Raw genomic sequence first — 18,004 nt, forward strand, 5'->3', positions numbered from 1 at the left:
TTCAGCCGCGTAAAGTTCTAACTCGGATAAAGTCTATCACACGTAACCCTCCGTTCTTGTGAGTTAACTCGATCTTAACATAGGACCCATTATGTGGCAAATGCGATTTCAAGCCAGCTGGTTATATTATCTATTTAGCAGCGTCCGTAGTATGGAGACCCTTAAGATTTGCTTCTTCATTAATTTCACGCGGAATTCACGCTTTAATTGATTATAGATGCCAGGGCAATGCCTGCGGGCCCACTGGTACATGGCTTCGAAATCCTTATGGCTCTTGGCCGAATTCATTAAATAATAGAAGATCGTATCATACACATTATGGTTGAACCATTGGTTCATTTCCTTCGCATTGTAACCGTGTTGTTCTATAGCCATATTCCTGATCAATTTTTTCTCTTCCAAATTCTCGATCAGGAAATCCTGGCTTAGATTAAAGGTGATATTGTTTCCATGGATTCTGTAGACACCTGCAATCATATCGATAAACCCGGCATCGCCCACCAGTAAAGAGCGCAGATAAATGGAGGCATCATTGACCATATTCATATTCAGGATATCCATTCGCATCAGCGCTTCACGCTTAAAGAGGGTGGTTAACGTGGAAGCGGGCTTGGGATACCCTTTTTGTTCGAAATTCATGAAATAATCGTGTTGGTTAATGATCTCGCCTAGCCCAAGGCTGGAGACTTTCAATTGCTTCGTCTTGGAGTATTCCAGAAACACATTAGCCGCAACAAAGGATATTTCGGGATGGTTAATATGGAAATCCACGGCGTTGCTGAAATAATTCATGTCAATCAAATAGTCATCATCATCGAGGAAAAGAATATATTCTCCGTCGGCATGGGCGGCAAACGCTTTTCTCCGGTTATTCCCCGGCCCGCTGTTCTGGTCGCTACGCATATAGATTACACGTTCGTCCCCGCCAAAGCTGTCCTTCATCAATTCATCCGTGCCATCCGTTGAACAATCATCAATAACGGTGATCTCTTTATTCGGATAGTCCTGCATCAAGATACTATGGACCGCTTTATACAGGAATGCTTTTCTGTTGTAAGTGGTGATGATCACGCTGACTTTAGGATAATGTGTAAAATGCCCGGCGGCGGGCAGTTTGTATTCCGGACCAGCGACCCGGCTTTTGAGTTCAACAAGACTCTTTACCAAGGCAGGAATATCTTGTTTCCCGATATTAAACTGCTCTGACAGATAGTAAAACAAGGCGTCCTCCGAAGCTCTGCCCAGGATATAAGCATGAACTACCTCAGACAAGGTTACTACATTTTCCCGGATCAAGGGACTCTGTTCGTTATTCATACTGTCCTTGCACCTCTGAAGCATTTTATCTAAATCCTCTGCTGCTGCTGTTAGTGAATGGTTAAGCTCATCCTTCAGGTGGTTCAGGTAGTCGTAACAGGCTTGCTGCAAATCTGCATGATGATCCATATCCAATCCTCCTATACGCTTACTTTTGAACCGGACGTTACCTTGCTCTTCTTAGCTCTGTACCCTTTGAAATGGTCTAACGAATACAGGAATACGTCTCTCTCCAGCACGGAGGAGATGATGAAATATACAGGGAGGATCACCGCCCCCAGGATCATGCCCCACAGGATAACACCCACATAGGAGCTGATATTTAAATCAAGCGTTGTGGTAACCGTAATAATGAGCAAGAAAACGCCCAGGTTCGTGAACCATCTTTTAAAAGTCACCCAAGGGCTCCGGTTCAGCAGCACTTTGCTGGCATAGACCACGATATCAATCGAACGATATAGCAGGGCCACGATGGTACCCATCAGGACTCCGTAAATCCCCATAAACAGAACAAAGATAATGGAGGCGATCAGGTTGATGGCCGATTCCAGAATCGAACGATTTTGCGTCTTCTGAAAATGCCCGGCTATTGTGATTACATTGTTGGAAGAGGTTCTGACATTCGTCAGCAATTTAATTGTTACGAACAAGACTGGCAGCCAAAAGTTGATATAATTCACATCGTTGACTCCGGCAGTATACAACCTCATAAAAGGCAGGATTAAAATATAAACGACCGTAAGGATGGCGAATATTAAACCCATGAAATAGACCTCAAAGGCATCATACAGCTTAAGAAACTCCGCTTTGCTCTCATGATAGCTCTGCCCAAGGGCCGATTTAACACTTCCATTTACGGTCTGGACGATGTTATCCACGATCGTAAAAATCATGTTATACATCACGTAGATACTGACGATTTTTAAATTCGTAAACAGGGTTAAAATGAGCACATCGGTATTTCTAAACACCAGATAGGATATTTCATGGACTAACACCGAGTTTTTTTGCCCGATGGCTTCGAAATCCGGTTTGAGGCTTAGGTCGATCCATTTGTAATTCCGGTTCATATAGACATAAAACGCTACAATTTGCAGCAAAGTCAGGACAAAAAAGGAAGCCTGCACGGCAATGATGTTAACGCCCTGCAGCAATAAGACGATGCGCACAACATTGTTCAAGATATTGGCCGCAGTGACGATAGAGGTCTCCACATAGCTTTTTCCCTCGGCGATCAGGAGAATGCGGAATTTGCCTTGAAAATAGTAGTTAATCGCCCCGCCAAGCCCTGTCAGCAAAATGATAACCATAATGCTTATGGCACTGATCTCGGCCTGGATAACCAGCGGATACACGACAGCGATTAGGACTACGGCGAAGAAATAATAAATGCCTGTCTTTTTATAATAGCTGGAGGTTGCGGCCAGAATGGAATTGATATGGCTCCGGTCGTTTCCGGCAACCGGTTTATATAGGGCTTGAAGTGAAGCCGCCCCCACACCCGCCTCCAAAAGCGCCAAATAACTGATGATTTGTACGATTGAAGCGATTAATCCGTTGGCTTCCGAGCCGTAGTTGACCATGATCAGTCTGGGAATAAAAAATCCAAGGAGGATGGTTATGAGCTGACTTCCCAGCCCAAAGGACAAGTTAAGAATACTCCGTTTCGCTCTCATAGCTCCTCCTGCTTAACAGTGATAAATACGCGTCTAATTTCTCGAAGTGTCTCTCTGCACGGATGACTTGTAAGGATACATCGATTCCATTAGTGCTCATACATTCAAAAACCTGCTCGGGCTGCAGCGCCTCTAAATGCTGAAAGTCGGTATAAAGTCCATTAAAGCCTGCGTCCCGCATGACATTGATCATTTTGCTGCTATAGGCAATGGGGAAGACCGGTTTGTTGCAGACCCACCCCAGAATCATGGCATGGAACCTTGAAGCCACAACAAAGCTGGATAGCGCGATCGCAGAGATCATTTCGTCAATATTCGTCTTATAAAATAGGGTCCGGGTTTGGTGTGCAAGCTCTTGCGGGATCAGATCCAGAATATGCCGGATAGCCTCCTGATCGCCTTCATGCTCGCAAAAGGACATAAAATGCACATCAAAGCCTTGTTGTATGCAATAGACTGCAACATCTTTCATTTTTTCATAATAGAGCAGGTCATTGCTGCTGCCCAGGTCTTTGGCGGACGGTTTGATCACAGAGATCACAATGTAATTCTCCTTGGACGGAGCTTCCGGAGGCTGGAGCTGAAAGATAATATCCGGCGCCAATCGGACGTTTCTTAAATCGTGAAACAGCTCATAGGAATATTCCTCCCGGAAACAGATATCGGTATACTCTTTAAAAAGCTCCTTATGCTTCTGATAATACTCATCGTCCGTGTAGGGACCGAAATTGGCCCCCAGCAGAAAGTAGGGTTTGGTTTTGTTGCGAATCGCCTCTGCTTTATCAAAATACTCTTTCCAGTATTCCCCCTGCATAAAAATGGAGCCGCCAATATGAACGATTCCATCGGAACGGTCCACCAGAAATCGTTGGACAAAATCGTCAATTTTTATTTTTCTGAAGAGAAAGTTAATCCCTCTTACCAGGATCGAATCAGAGGCATACACCCTGAGATTGTGCAGATCCTTGAAACAAAGCTTATACATGCCCGGTGCAACGATTTCAAATCTTGTATCGGGATATCTCTCGCACAGCACCTTAATGAACAAATCATCGCCCAAATTGAATTCTGTGTAAGCATAAATCATCATCTTTTTCATAGCTTAATTTCCTTTCCGGTTCAATTCACTTTAGAGGTGCTCCTGAACCTTTATCACGGTTTTAATTCTGCTTTTCAAGTGAGTCAGGCTTCTGTCCAGATTAATTAACCTGTGATAGAACCGCGGGGAAATTAAAAAAACTTTGATCTGGTAGGCCAGCTTTTTGTCGTCCCCCTTATAATGCTTCATAATGACATGCATTTCTTGAGGCAGAAGGGGGTAGGCTTGGTCAATGTCGTGAAGCAAATCTTGGATACGTATCCCTTCCGTACCGTACAGACAGGTTTTAAGGTTGAAGAAGTAGTTCTCTGTAAGCTCTCTGCTTACTAATAAATCGGATATCGTTTGCAGATCGGCTACGGGATGATCATTGAAATACTCATGGACTCTTTTAAATGCACCCACAACGTCGAATTTTTGTACATTATAGCTATTGGATATGGAGGTGCTTCTTTGCAGGTAGTAAGATAACACGTCCGGAATGGAAATGACCTTGGGTGCTCTGGATAAGGCTTTGTAGATGAACTCCTGATCCTCCCCATTTACACACCGTTCGGTGTATTCGATTCCATTCTCAAGTAAAAAGGCTCTCTTGAAGGCGATGCTTCCGGTCCAGACTCTCAGGCTTTTATCGATAAAAATATGATTCAGTGCTTCAATCCCTGTAATGACGTTTAATTTTGACGTAAAGCTCACAATCGTTGATTTGTTCTCTCTGACCAGGTCATATCCCCAGCAGATCATTTCGGGCTCGTGCTCGTGCTCGCGCGTATGTTCATCAATCGTGTGCACCAAGTCATGGGAGACGTAATCATCTCCATCCAGAAACATCACGTATTTCCCTATAGCTTCGGACAGGCCTTTATTTCGGGCGGCGCTTACTCCACGGTTGTCTGTTCTCAAGATTCTGTAATGCAGCGACGGGCTGCCGGACAGGATCTCTACCGCTGTGTTATAGGTCTGATCGGTAGAGCCGTCATCCACTATAATGACCTCAAATTGTTGTTCACTTTGATTCAGGAGCGAATTCAACATAGGGGTTATATATTGTTCTAAGTTGTATGCAGGGACTACAATGCTTAATATCATAAGGCACTCCTTTCCTTGGATAATGAACCAGAGAGAGGTCGATAGACCTTATTCGGCGGTTGGATTTGAAAATATTTGCTTCAGCCCTTTTTTGTAGCCGTTGATGGCCTTGAAGTTCTTTTTGGGCCGCTCCCTTAGAATTAAGTAGGTTGTTGTCCATAACAAGGCGAGATAACCGATGGGTCCGGATTGCTTGTCTTTGAGGAGATGTACGTGATTAAGCACTCTTGTGTAGGCGACATCTTCGAGGTTATCTCTGGAGGCTTGCGATTCGTGGTGCAGAAGCTTTAATTCGGGATTGATATAGAGCTGGCCTTTTTTCAGCGCAATCCGGGACATTAGAATATCCTCGCCGACACTGTAGCTTTTAAGCCAAGGGACTGGCCTTAAATCCTTGATCGCCTCTTTTTTGAAGGACATATTGCAGCCGTGCTGGAACTCGGTTTTGAACGTTTTCCTCGCTTTGTGCCAATTGTACATGGACCCGGCTTGACCGCTTAAGGAGAGCTTGCCGCTCGATAAGGACTGCTGAAAGGAAAGAAGACAACGGATGGTACCCATGAAGCTGTTCCTCATACCGATGGCCACGCCGCCAACGCCTACGCAGTCTAGATGATCACGATAAGTCTGAATTAAGGTTGAAAAGTAGTGCTCGGGCAGTTCGACGTCATCGTCGAGGAACAATATCGTGTCCATGGAGGCCAACTCCACCGCCTTGACTCTGGACAGCCATAATCCCGGATTCGTCTTATTGAAGTAGACAAAAGAATAACCCTGTTCACTCAGAAGAGATTCATACTCCTGAAGCACATATCTGGGCAGATCGCCGTCGTCTACAATGATGATTTCAACGCCCTGTACCCGGCTCATGCTTTGCTTTGTTACAGAATGAATGCACCGCGTCAAGTCGTTTACCCGATTCCTCGTGCATATAACCACTGACAAGCCTTGCATTGAATCCACTCCTTTTTGTTTGAATCCCCACAGTATAGTTCTATCTAAAGTTAACTTACTATTGAAGTCAAAAGGTTGTATATACTACTTTAGTTTACTTATTTGGTAATAACACAAATATTTACAGGTGAGAACAACACAAAAAAGAACATCCAAACATGTGGATGTTCTTTCTTTAGCACTATTCCACCCATTCCCGCCGCAGCGTGAACAGGTCCTTCAGGGCATCGGTGGAGAGTTCGGTAATCCAGCCTTCCGAGCTGGATATTACATTGTCGCTGAGCTGCTGTTTATTCTCCAGCATCTCATCTATACGTTCCTCCAGCGTGCCCAGGGCAATGAACTTATGCACCTGGACGTCACGGGTTTGACCCATGCGGTAGGCGCGGTCCGTTGCCTGATTCTCCACCGCGGGATTCCACCATCGGTCGAAGTGGAACACATGGTTGGCTGCCGTGAGGTTTAGACCTACGCCTCCGGCCTTTAGGGAGAGAATGAACACGCCGGGCTGTTCAGCCGGGACCTGATCCCGGAAGGAGAGCTGCTCTGCATTGGACTGGAACTGCTCGATCATCCGGTCGCGTGCTGTTTTGGAGGTGCTTCCGTTCAGGTAGAGCACAGGCTCTTGCAGCTCCTGCTGAAGCACCAGCTGCAGCATTTGTCCCATGCCGACATATTGGGTGAAAATCAGACACCGCTCCCCCTCATCCCGCAGCTCCTTCACCATGGCCATCAGCCGCTCCAGCTTGGAAGAACGGCCGATCAGTGTTTCTGTGTCAAATGTGCCCTCAGCGCCAGGGGCTTTCGGAAGAGGCTCCTTCTTCAGCAGCATCGGATGGTCGCACAGCTGCTTAAGCTGGGTGAGTGCGGCGAGAATCGCGCCCTTGCGTTCAATGCCCTCCAGCTTCTGCATGCGTTCCATGAGACTGTTGACGGTCTGATCGTAGAGTGCACCCTGCTCCGCCGTCAGATGAACGTAGGTCTTCATCTCATTCTTATCCGGCAAGTCGAGCTGGATGGCAGGATCTTTTTTCTTGCGGCGAAGCATGAACGGCTTGACCAGCTTTTGCAGATCGGCTATACGCCGTTCGTCCCGCTCCTTCTCGATGGCATTGCTGAACCGGTCCTGGAAAGCCTTTGCGCTGCCCAGGTAACCCGGCGTTATGAAATCGTAGATGGACCACAGCTCGGAGAGCCGGTTCTCGATAGGCGTTCCGGTGAGCGCGATCCGGTGCCGGGCCGGGAAGCTCCGGACGGCGGCGGATTGCTTGGTCTGGGCATTCTTAATATTCTGCGCTTCGTCCAGGCAGATCGTTGCCCAGGTGAATTCTTTGAGCAGCTCCTGATCCAGTGCCGCAGTGGCATAAGAGGTCAGCACGACATCGGCTTGTGCAGCGGCTCCGAGGAAGAAACCTCCACCTTGACGCCTGCTTCCGTAGTGAAGCATAACGTTTAGTGAAGGGGCGAACCGGTTCAGTTCCTTTTGCCAGTTGCCAAGCACTGAGGTGGGACAAATGATCAGGGAAGGCCATAAATCCGAATCCGGCAGGTTGGCAGCTGCACTTTCCTTGAGGTGAAGCAGATAGGCAATCAGCTGCACCGTTTTGCCGAGTCCCATATCATCGGCGAGGCAGGCACCCAGTCCGAAGCGGCGCAGAAAGGCAAGCCAGGCATACCCTTGGTGCTGATACGCCCGCAGCTCCGCCTGCAGACCGGCCGGTACAGGGAGCGTAGGCCATTCCGTCTGCTGGCCGAGCTGGGCGATGAGCTGGATCAGATGGCTGTTCAGCTCCACCTCCAGCCGGAGCCGCACTGCATCCTCCGGCTGTGCTTCCGCAAGATCTCCGCTGCCGTCATCGTTGTTCCCAAGCAAATGCAGCTGCAATACATCCTGAAAGGACAGGCCTTGACTCTTGTCCATACCGTCCATCGCTCGGCGAATCTGCGCTAGCAAGGCGGGGTCCAGCGTAATCCATTGCCCGCGGAAGCGGACCAGCCGTTCATTGCGGGCAACCAGCTCATTAAATTCGGCTTCGGTCAGCTCGGCATCGCCAATCGCTACCCGCCAATCGAAATCGATGATGGAATCCAGCCCGAACAGGGATTGGCCTCCGCGGTTTCCCGATTCCGCGCTAACCTTGGCGCGCAGCCGGGGTTTCTTCCGGCTGGCGGCTTCCCACCAGGCCGGCAGCAGCACCTGCCAGCCTGCTTCCAGCAGCCTCCGGCTGTCCAGGGTCAAGAAACGCCAGGCTGTTTCGCTGTCCAGCGTATAGCCCAGGACATCGGTTCCGCCTGCGAACCTCTCGTCGGGCAGGCTTGCTCTCAGTCGCATAAGCCAGCTGGCGGAGCGGTCGCGCACATAAGACGACCATTCCGCCGGCCACATGCCGGAGGCTTCTCCGTCTTCGTCAAGGCGGACAGGCACAAGCAGGGACTCATCCAGCTTGTCCTGCAGAACAAGCTTAAGCCGCCAGTCAGCGATGGCTTCATCCGGCTCCAGCAGCTGGAGTGCGGGGCGGAAGGGTGCGGTATCGGCCTGCCAGCCTACAGCCATTAACCATTCCGCCGAATTCATACCCGCTGCAGCCATGCGATCCATGTCGAACAGGCGGGGGAATTCTCTCCGCAGATCGGCAGCTTCACCTTGGGTTCCATAATAGAGCCGGGACACCGCGGCAGAAAAGGCAGCCCGCAGTCCGTCCAGGAAGCTGCTGGCTTCCGCGGTTTCACGGAGTGAAGACAGCTCATCTTCGTGAAGCTCCGATCCCGATAGTGCTTCCGAGGCTTTGTCATCCCATATCCACTGCAGCTTGCCCTGCTGATAGGCGGACAGGCTCGGGATATATTTCTTCTCTTTCAGACATTCGGCGAGCCAGGGAGACAGCTTTATCAATTGCGCGGCTTCGCCCTCCCAGGCCCATTCAATATGAGTGAGCAGCTTTTGTTCAGCGAAGAAAGGGATGACCTGCTCGGCAGGAAGAATGATGAGCTGGGCATCCCCGGTCGATTCAATCGTCAATTGAGTTCCATAATAGGATGCTTCATGCCATGCGAACAAGCGCTGTTTAAGAAGAAGTCCGGGCACGTAATCATCCGTTTCCATGGAGCCGAAAATAAGCGCGTCCCCATACTGGCTTAATGCGGCATGTACGGTAATGGTTTGTATAAACTTGCTCACGGTATCATCTTTCCTTTCCGAAGCTCCTCCTGCAGGGCGCGCAGTCTGCTGTGGCGAACCGTGAAGACGTTAAGGAAGGACGCCCAACGCTCCTCCTGCTTCATTTTTTTGTATAGTTTCTGCAGACGCTTCATCAGCTTTACCGCAGCTTTATAGCTATCCCGGTTTTTCTCGGACACATATCTTTCGACCGCCTGATGGTAGAAGGGCAGCAGTGTTTCCGGGGCATGCTTTTCCAGGGGCTGAAGCTTCGTGACCCGAAAATGCGCAGGCTCTCTTCCGGCGGACAGCTGGTAGTCCATCCATTCTTGATATTTGCTGTGCGACAGCAGTTTTTCATCATACATATCCCGGGAGGACGGAAGCATCGCGGTCAGCGCATTCCACATTTGCGGCTCGGTATCGGGAAGCTCTTTTACAGCCTGGTCCCAATAAAAAGAATATTCCTCCAGCCTATAGAACAGGCGGCCGCTGAGTATTGCGCCGATTTCAACAAGCCAAGCCACCAGACGCGGCCAATCCCGGGCATCCGCCAAAGGCGCAAGGAAACCCATCAAATCCTCCGGGTGGAAATCGGGACGCTCGGCGGCTGACCGCAGCAAACTCCAGGCTGCCTGATCTTGAGACAGCTGGAAATGCATCAAGCTCTGGGCCAACAGCCAGGAACGCCGGGAAAGCGAGGTCCCAAGCTTCTTCTCAAGCTGCTGGAGCTTCTCCAGCTCCTCCGAAAAAAGCAGCCTATCGTTTAAATTTGGAATAATCCAGTTCCTCCAAAACAGGGCATAGCAGGGGGAGAAATAGGAAGGGTCACGTGTTTCGGTAAGCATTTCATTGCGCAGATAGGCTAAGGTCTCTGTCACACGGCGCCACTGCTCCGGTTCTTTATCCAGCGGCAGCGCACTTTCGAAGCTGTGTTCTATGGTACTTTGCAGCTCGGAGATCGCGAGATGAGTATAGTAGCCTACATAAGTGCCAAAGGAATGGCTCTGATTCCGAGCCGGTTTGGTCAGCATTTCCAGCATAAAGAGCTGGGCGTGCAATCTGAACAGCTGCTCCGTCACAGGGGAGAGCGATGGTTTTATTTTGAAAATAAGAGCCAAACCGCCTTCGATATATTGAGGATTACGGACTTGCTGAGACAAAGGGGCAACGCAGCGTTCAAACCACCCGTGCCATTCCGTAACCGTCATCGTGGGAATAAGGCTGGCCGTTTCCTTTAACGCAGATTGAGGATTCTTAGAGGGCTTAGGTATCGCGGCGGACATGGCCGAGGCCTTGGCATTCACGAGCACGGGGATGGAACGATTTTGCCAATCCGCGAAATTCAGCAGCACGGCAGCCATATGCTTGCATGGGCCATGAACCGGGCAGTCGCAGTGATTAAGTGAGAATGCCTCCAGATTAATCTTCACACGGTATTCTTCTCTTCCCTCTACAACAGCCTTAATGATTGGAGGAGAAGACATGGAAAATTGAAGGACACGGCCCTGCTTATAATATTGAAATCCGCGCTTGAGGGTCAAATCGTCGAAATAATAAGCTGTATCTTGCACGAGGACGCCCCACTGGGCATCATCCATGATATAGGTAGTTTTCATCGCAATGGCTCTCCTGATGGATCGTAGTCTCTGTTTTGTCCTGTTTATTATAGCACTTCTTCTCAAGTAAACCTGTCTATAATGCGAAACAACATCTATATAGGTCTGCATAAGATATATGTATTGAGGTTATAGAAGGATGTGAGAGGCTATGCCTGTGCTTACTACGAATACTATTATAAACCCGCCTGTTAGTGGAAATAAAAGAATTAATCAAGCTGTAGTGAAAATCGTCAATAACGGGCTTCCAGCGGGTCTATGTTATCTTACCGCTTTTTCCAATGACAGCAATCCGCAATTGATGTTCGTCCAGGAGCTGTTTCAGATGGGACCTCGGGGGATGTACAGTAAATATGATATAGTTTGTATATGAAAAGTCCTTGGCAGGTTGAGTCACAGGTAATATGATCAGAAGACAGTTGCTACAGCAAAGGAAATAAGTTGCAACCGCATGGAAACGATGAAATCGGGGGATCTATTATGTTGGTGCTGCACTTGTTAATCTTGTATTTATTGGCAGTGACTCCGGTATGGGGATATTATTCCTACAAAAAATTCAAGAGAGATTACGCAAGTGATCCTGGCAAAAAAATGGCCTATTATCGGATGACGGTGCTGGAGCTATGGGTTCTTGCAGCGGTGTTCGCGGGATATGCTGGCTGGAGAGGAATTCCCTGGTCCCTCCTGGGCTTCACAGTAGTGGAATGGGGACGTGGCTCTATTATACTTCTTGCCGGATTAATCTCGTATATCGCAGCACCGCTGATTATGATGGCTTTTGTCCCCGGTTATAGAGACCTTATAGAAAAGCAGCTTCAGAGTACTGGAGACTTTTTACCGGTCACGGGACGTGAAAAGCGGTTCTGGATGGTGATTTCTGCAACAGCCGGTGTATGTGAAGAGCTATTATTCCGTTCTTTCATGTTCTACTATTTCCCGCTGATCATTCCCGGGATTTCTATGGTTTGGGTGATCGTGATCAGCAGCCTCATTTTCGGCTTGGGGCATAGCTATCAAGGAGTGAAAGGTGTCCTGTCTACTGCGCTTATGGGTGGGCTTTTTGGTTGTTTCTATTATTTTACGGGTTCCATTGTGCTCTGTATGGTGCTCCATTTTCTGATTGATGCCCGAATTTTAGCCATGCTGCCTAAGGACAAGCCCGCAGAACTAACCTAAAAGGACTGTCCGAACGGCTGATGAGGTCGATTGGACAGTCCTATTTTTAAATATAAGAAAGCAAGTATAAGTTTCACTCTATACTTTATCCTTATATTTCTCCGAGAAACGGGTGCCGTCCCTATAAGGACGGCGAAGCCGTTTCTTCTTGTTCGATAAACCGGATGTTATTCCCACCCACGGAACCAAATTTGGATGCTGATCCAGAATGGAGAGATATTGCTCTTTCCAGCCGTATTGCCCCTCAGGGTCCAGATGCATGTAGCGCAAATATTTTTCCAGACGAAACTCAGGTTTAGACCATCCCAGGTGCTTCAGCCGGAGGTCGCTTAACTGGTGGGGTAGCTCGAATATATTCTCCGGAAACCGTCCGCAATGCTGCGGAAAATCATTCCAGACATAGTTGAAGTCCTTATTGTACCTCAGCAGAAACGGGCGGTAGCTCAGATGGGAGCGCCAATAGGCATCCTCCCGGTAATGATCCTTGTTCCAGAAATCATACAGGCGGAAGCAGTAAAGACCTATGTTGTCCTCCCGCAGCAAAGTGTCAATCTCTACGGCGAACCTATCCTCGAACATCTCATCGCCGTCCAGATTCAGAATCCACTCGGGCTCTGTCTTCACGACCTCTTCCCACTGCTGCTTGCGCAGCTCAATCTCATTGCTGAACTTGGAGACCTTGTTGTATACCATGTGTACAGGAATGTCCTTAAGTGTCTCAAGGCAGAGTGCGGCTGTGTCATCGGTACTGCCATCGTCGATAATGACGGCCTCATCGATATATTTCCTGTGCTCCTCCAGAACTTGCCTCAGGAAGCGTGGACTCTCGTTTTTGACGACCATGGTGAGGGTGAGCTTAGGGCGTTTCCGGTCAGCAGGTACAGGTGAAGGTGCAGCGGGAGCGGACTCGGATTTCGCAGGCTCACTGCTGTCTACAACCGGCTCCACAGCGGTACTCTGAATAAATTCCTCCACTTTACTCAGATCGCTGTCCCTGTACAGGTGCAGTGCGGGATAATGGGTATCGACATATAGCGGGATGCCGAGAGCTGCGGCACGGATACAGAAATGCCGGTCTTCTCCCCAATAAGAGATATTCTTAATGATATTATAGGAGACACCGGTTTCTATGGCATGCCTGCTGATCAAGGTGCAGGCGCCAAGACCGCCGACCTCATAAACACCCGGAATTCTCAGCTTGGTCAGAAAATGATTAAACCGGTAGCTAATCTCCTCAGCGCTGAGCTGTTCGCCCGGGAGCCGCTCCCACTGGCTGTATTCGTCATGCATCCATACCTGCGGCTGAAGCATCGTATCCGGCTGCCATTGGGTCCAGAACACCTCTGAAATGATGTCTTTGCCCATTGCTGCAAGGTGCTCCAGTGTATGGGGGTGCAGGATCAGATCGGAATCAATCAGGAACAGATAATCATAGTCCAGAAGCGCGGCGCGCTGAATCATCATATTTTTGAAATTGGCTACTTTCCAGACGAGATTGGCGTTCCAGAAATGGGTAGTATCATCACGGATATACGGGTCTTTGTAACCTGACGACTGCAGAAAGACATTATTATTCTTGCTCTTAAATTCCTCAAGCAGGCTGCTGGATTGTTTGTCCTCATTATCATCAATCAGATAGAAATCCAGCTCAAGCTGTTCAAGCTTCAGCCGGAGCAGGGAATCGAGGAACTGGCGCAAAATAGGCGGCTTTTGGTGGATTGGGCTGCCCAGCAGCACCTGTGTCTTCTTCATCGCGTTCATAATGTGCCACCACTTATGTGTTCATCCTTTACGATCAGACATAGACTTTCCGTTATCATAAAATCCCTCCGGCCTTAAATATATATGGAATATATGCTTCAATATATTTGTATAACACCGGCAATCCTCTATATTTGTTAATAACGGGAAGAATTTTAGGGGGGAAGATCTTGTTAAAGTGGAAAAAAGGACAGGTTGCCCTGTTTCAGAGTGACCTTTATATGACCAATTCACTCGTAGTGGAAACTCCGGATTTTGTACTCGTTGCAGATCCTTGCTGGCTGCCCCGCGAGGTGGAGGAGATCCGGCAGTATGCCGAGGGAATTCGTGCCGGGAGAAAGTTTTTGCTATTATTCACCCATTCCGATTTCGATCACATTATTGGCTATGGCGCTTTTCCGGAGGCAGAGGTTATTGCAAGCCAAGCATTGGCGGATAAAAAAGTGGAAGAGCGTCAGGTTATTCTTGAGCAGATAAGAGCTTTCGATGACAAATACTATGTCCGAAGGCCATATGAAATTACATATCCCGTAGTGGACCATGCTATGGGGACCGATGGGCAGTGTATGATATTCGGGAATACAAAGCTGACCTTCTATATGGCACGGGGACATAATAACGATGGGATGTTCACCTGGGTCGAACCGCTCGGTCTTTTTATTGCGGGTGATTATTTGTCAGATATAGAATTCCCATATATTGATGACAACAGTGTTTCCTATGAGGAAACGCTTGCTAAATTGGAGTCCATTGCTGACCGCCATCCTTTTACCTTGCTGGTACCGGGACACGGGGAGGCCACGCAGCATCCGCATGAAATGAGACGGAGGCGGGACCAGAGCGTGAATTATATTCGGGCTATGCGGAGATTGGTAGCGGCAGGTGAACAAGAAGCTGTTGATCGTCTGATCGAAGGCTGTGCTTTTCCCCGCAACATGTCCAAGTTTCACCAAAGCAATCAGAAGCAGTTTCAGAGTGAGATGGCGGGGGATTTGACCGAAAACAAAAAAGGGATATCCCATAATGACTAGTGATATCCCCTTACCTTTGAAAAGTATGGCAGAACAATGGTGAAGCACAACGAAGAAGTTTATTTCTTTAATTGATTATTTTTACCGCCGATAGTAACGCCGATGTGGCTGTCATGACTGCCTGCATGGCCTGTGATTCCGAATCCAGCCCCTTGGCCGCCGCCCAATTGGGCTGTAGCCTGGGCGCCGAGTCCATGCTCCCCGCCGATCTGTATTCCGGTATTGAACCCGGCGCCTTGGCTGATGCCCAAGTGACCGTCGGCATTAGCGCTGAGGCCGTGATCTCCACCAAGCTGCGCTCCGGTATTAAACCCGGCCCCTTGGCCCCCGCCGAGCTGGGCCTGAGCTTGAGCGCCAAGGCCGTATTTTCCACCAACCTGTGCTTCGGTATTAAAACCAGCACCTTGGCTGCTGTTCAGGTGGGTCTCGCTTTGGGCATTAATCCCATATTGGTTGCCCAGATGACCACTTGCATGAGTTCCCAGGCTGTTGTAGGTTAAATGTCCGTCTGCTTGAAAGCCAAGTCCGTGCTTGCCGCCTAATTCTCCCCCGGTATTTAGGCTGATTCCTTGCCCGCTGCCTATATTTCCGGTTACATAACCATTCACAATTTGCTTTTTCTCTTTTTGGCTGTCAGTCGGCAAAGAAGCAGTGGTGCTTTCTGAACGGTGGAGATGGTAATAATGGGAGTAAGGGTAATGACTGTAATGAGGAGTATATGGATAAGCTGGCTGGTGAGCTTGACTGTTCGAATAATCATTCCTATGGGTCATGTGGAATACCTCCAGTATAAATTTTGATTGTTTAGCCTATTCATAAAGAGCTGAAATGACACCTGCTAAGATTTACAACCTGATTGAATTTTGCGCGTGGTCACCTATGTTGTATGAAAGTGCCGGAATAGATGCGAAATGAGTCGAATGATGATGTATTAAAGTATTGCTATAATTGTTTTCGTTACGGTAGACTATAATATAGGTGTGAATTGTGTTAGTGAATGGAGAGGAATCATGGAAGTATTTAAGAGGTATTACGCGAACTTAACGATCCGGCGTTTTTTTATTTTGGCGCTGATCGGCCTGCTGCTGTTCAGTATTAGAGATATGCTTAATTTGGTGCTGCTTACGTTTCTGATCGCCTATGTGATGAACAGCTTTCAGGTGCTGCTGTCGAAGAGAATCAGCAAATATGTGGCAGTGAACAGCAAGGTTATTATTGTTATTCTGTACCTGGCTTTGATTACCATGGTCGTCATAGCACTCGTTAAATATTTGCCGAAGGTATACATGCAGATCAAGCAATTAACCGACTTTTTGATTCACCTGACTCCTGCAGATATCCCCCAGAACCAGATCACGCAGTATATATTTAGTACGTTCAAAGATTTGAACTACGAATCTTATATGGAGCATGGACTTGATTATGTGCTGAGAATCAGCAACTGGGGCACAACCTTTGTATTAGCGATTGTTTTGAGCTTTGTTTTTATATTGGAGAAGAACAGAATTGTCGCCTTTACCTCCCGGCTGAGAGAGAGCAAGATTTCCTGGTTTTATGTGGAGCTGGAGTATTTCGGTCAAAAATTTATTTCCTCCTTCGGTAAAGTCATTGAAGCGCAGATATTGATCGCACTGTTCAATACGCTTTTTACGGTGGTCGGATTATGGATTCTGGACTTTCCTTACCTGTTTGCGCTTTCGATCATGATTTTTCTGCTTAGCTTGATCCCGGTTGTAGGGTTTGTCATCTCCTTAATTCCTCTGTGCATTATTGGTTACAATATTGGCGGCCTGATTATGATCATTTATGTGCTGGCCATGATTGCTGTGCTGCACGTAATTGAAGGTTACTTCCTTAATCCCAAGCTGATGTCTTCCAAAATGAATCTGCCCATGTTCTATACGTTTATCGTGCTTCTGTTCTCTGAGCATTATCTCGGGGTGTGGGGCCTGATTCTGGGTATCCCGATTTTTGTCTTTTTCCTCGATATTCTGGAGATCAAACGGGAGAAATAAGGGTGGAACACTTTTAATTTTATAATGAATGTGAAAACCCCGGCCAATGTGGCCGGGGTTTGTGCATTGTGCCTCTTATGTATGTCCTTTAGCCGAATGAGGTGAGTACACTCCGGGTTACAATCTCTTCCAGCTCCGCTCTGTGGGCTGCATATTGATCCTCTGTAATGCTTCCGCTGGCCAGGCGCAGATCGAGCTGCTTCGCGAGTTGGGCTACCTGCAGGTTAATGACGCTGCCGATATTTCCGCTATGCTCCGCCGCAATATCATGAAGTGATTTTCCGTCATACAAGGCTTCGTACAGCTCTTCGTCGGAGGATTGATTTAGCGCCTCCAATAATTCATCGTTATCCGCAACGCTTGCAATGGAAAATTTTGCGACCGGATTTGCACTCCCCATGAGTTTGCTCCAGGCCGTCCCTCCGAAAGACATGGCTACAACCATTGTTCCCACAATCATCACTCGTTTTATATTCATATTAATCCTCTTTTCTTAGGGTTAGGACTCCAGCTTGATTTCATTGTAAAGGAGCAACCTGATGGGAACCTTAAGCGTTCTTTAAAATAAGATAAAGATTGCCTCAAAACGTGAAATCATCGAATTCATACTTGACAGGTATGATTAAAGGGGTATGTGATAACACAAATACTTTACTACTAATTAAATGAGCATTAAAATAATAAACCTGAGCCGATTGGATCGCCAAAGGCTCCCGCACCTTTCCTTAACAGGAGGATGTGCCGGGAGTCTTTTTTTGTTGGCGGGTGGGCAGAAAGCAGAGGGATAAATGAGCAATAAACACTGGGAGCAGCTGGAGGATGCCGAGAAAACCGATCCGTTATTTGCAGTATCAGGGGTACAAAGAATATTTGATGAAGCCTCTTCCGTGAATAAGACGATTAAGCTTTGGGAGGACGGGAATCACTGTGTAACCAATCATGCTACTGAAGTGATTACAACCATAGCGGATTGGTTTGCGGATACATTACGTTAGTTGGAGGACTGTATGTCTTTTACAAATGTTCCTATCCGGCTTAATCCGGCGCAAATAGTGGGCACCTATACTGCAGAAGGGTAAAGAGCAGCTTGGATAAGAGAGACAGCCCACA

General features: G+C 48.0%; 14 protein-coding genes. 4 read left to right on the forward strand and 10 right to left on the reverse strand.

Translation table 11 applies throughout. The features are described from left to right. Nucleotides 1–126: 126 nt before the first annotated feature. From PaeBR_RS01310 to PaeBR_RS01340, 7 genes are all read right to left on the reverse strand, one after another. Nucleotides 127–1,446, reverse strand: coding sequence for a glycosyltransferase family 2 protein (locus PaeBR_RS01310; RefSeq protein ID WP_410513139.1), 1,320 nt, complete (start codon nt 1,444–1,446; stop codon nt 127–129). Nucleotides 1,447–1,457: 11 nt separating this feature from the next. Next, nucleotides 1,458–2,993 (reverse strand): lipopolysaccharide biosynthesis protein, encoded by a 1,536-nt coding sequence (locus PaeBR_RS01315; RefSeq protein ID WP_410513140.1) that lies wholly within the window; start codon nt 2,991–2,993, stop codon nt 1,458–1,460. Further along, nucleotides 2,968–4,092, reverse strand: a complete 1,125-nt coding sequence (locus PaeBR_RS01320) for a polysaccharide pyruvyl transferase family protein (RefSeq protein ID WP_410513141.1) — start codon at nt 4,090–4,092, stop codon at nt 2,968–2,970. The genes PaeBR_RS01315 and PaeBR_RS01320 overlap by 26 nt, the downstream gene beginning before the upstream one ends. Before the next feature lie 30 nt (nt 4,093–4,122). Further along, a complete protein-coding gene (locus PaeBR_RS01325) occupies nt 4,123–5,181 on the reverse strand; it encodes a glycosyltransferase family 2 protein (protein ID WP_410513142.1) in 1,059 nt (352 codons plus the stop codon). Between the two features lie 48 nt (nt 5,182–5,229). Next, nucleotides 5,230–6,135 (reverse strand): glycosyltransferase family A protein, encoded by a 906-nt coding sequence (locus PaeBR_RS01330; RefSeq protein ID WP_410513143.1) that lies wholly within the window; start codon nt 6,133–6,135, stop codon nt 5,230–5,232. Between the two features lie 181 nt (nt 6,136–6,316). Then, nucleotides 6,317–9,313, reverse strand: coding sequence for a DEAD/DEAH box helicase (locus PaeBR_RS01335; RefSeq protein ID WP_410513144.1), 2,997 nt, complete (start codon nt 9,311–9,313; stop codon nt 6,317–6,319). Continuing rightward, the gene (locus PaeBR_RS01340; RefSeq protein WP_410513145.1) at nt 9,310–10,911 is read right to left on the reverse strand and encodes an SWIM zinc finger domain-containing protein; all 1,602 of its coding nucleotides are present in this window, start codon (nt 10,909–10,911) and stop codon (nt 9,310–9,312) included. Before PaeBR_RS01340 ends, PaeBR_RS01335 begins: the two co-directional genes overlap by 4 nt. A gap of 441 nt (nt 10,912–11,352) precedes the next feature. Between PaeBR_RS01340 and PaeBR_RS01345 the strand changes: the two genes are divergently transcribed. Then, nucleotides 11,353–12,087 (forward strand): CPBP family intramembrane glutamic endopeptidase, encoded by a 735-nt coding sequence (locus tag PaeBR_RS01345; RefSeq protein WP_410513146.1) that lies wholly within the window; start codon nt 11,353–11,355, stop codon nt 12,085–12,087. 78 nt (nt 12,088–12,165) lie between these two features. On the opposite strand, the gene PaeBR_RS01350 is transcribed toward PaeBR_RS01345, so the two are convergent. Beyond that, entirely contained in the window at nt 12,166–13,848 is a 1,683-nt protein-coding gene (locus PaeBR_RS01350; RefSeq protein ID WP_410513147.1) for a glycosyltransferase family 2 protein, read from the reverse strand. 170 nt (nt 13,849–14,018) lie between these two features. Here PaeBR_RS01350 and PaeBR_RS01355 point away from each other — a divergent pair, with 170 nt between their 5' ends. Continuing rightward, nucleotides 14,019–14,879: an MBL fold metallo-hydrolase gene (locus tag PaeBR_RS01355; RefSeq protein WP_410513148.1), complete on the forward strand. Its 861-nt coding sequence runs from the start codon at nt 14,019–14,021 to the stop codon at nt 14,877–14,879. A gap of 59 nt (nt 14,880–14,938) precedes the next feature. Here the strand turns inward: PaeBR_RS01355 and PaeBR_RS01360 are convergent, their stop codons facing one another. Then, on the reverse strand, nt 14,939–15,652 hold the full coding sequence (locus tag PaeBR_RS01360; protein ID WP_410513149.1) for a hypothetical protein: 714 nt from the start codon (nt 15,650–15,652) through the stop codon (nt 14,939–14,941). Between the two features lie 237 nt (nt 15,653–15,889). Here PaeBR_RS01360 and PaeBR_RS01365 point away from each other — a divergent pair, with 237 nt between their 5' ends. Continuing rightward, a complete protein-coding gene (locus PaeBR_RS01365) occupies nt 15,890–16,894 on the forward strand; it encodes an AI-2E family transporter (protein ID WP_410513150.1) in 1,005 nt (334 codons plus the stop codon). A gap of 88 nt (nt 16,895–16,982) precedes the next feature. Here PaeBR_RS01365 and PaeBR_RS01370 read toward each other — a convergent pair whose 3' ends face one another. After that, nucleotides 16,983–17,372, reverse strand: coding sequence for a hypothetical protein (locus PaeBR_RS01370; protein ID WP_410513151.1), 390 nt, complete (start codon nt 17,370–17,372; stop codon nt 16,983–16,985). A gap of 310 nt (nt 17,373–17,682) precedes the next feature. Here PaeBR_RS01370 and PaeBR_RS01375 point away from each other — a divergent pair, with 310 nt between their 5' ends. Beyond that, entirely contained in the window at nt 17,683–17,889 is a 207-nt protein-coding gene (locus PaeBR_RS01375) for a hypothetical protein (protein ID WP_410513152.1), read from the forward strand. Nucleotides 17,890–18,004 lie beyond the last annotated feature (115 nt).

Source organism: Paenibacillus sp. BR2-3, from assembly GCF_046529485.1.
Classification (GTDB): Bacteria; Bacillota; Bacilli; order Paenibacillales; family Paenibacillaceae; genus Paenibacillus_AQ.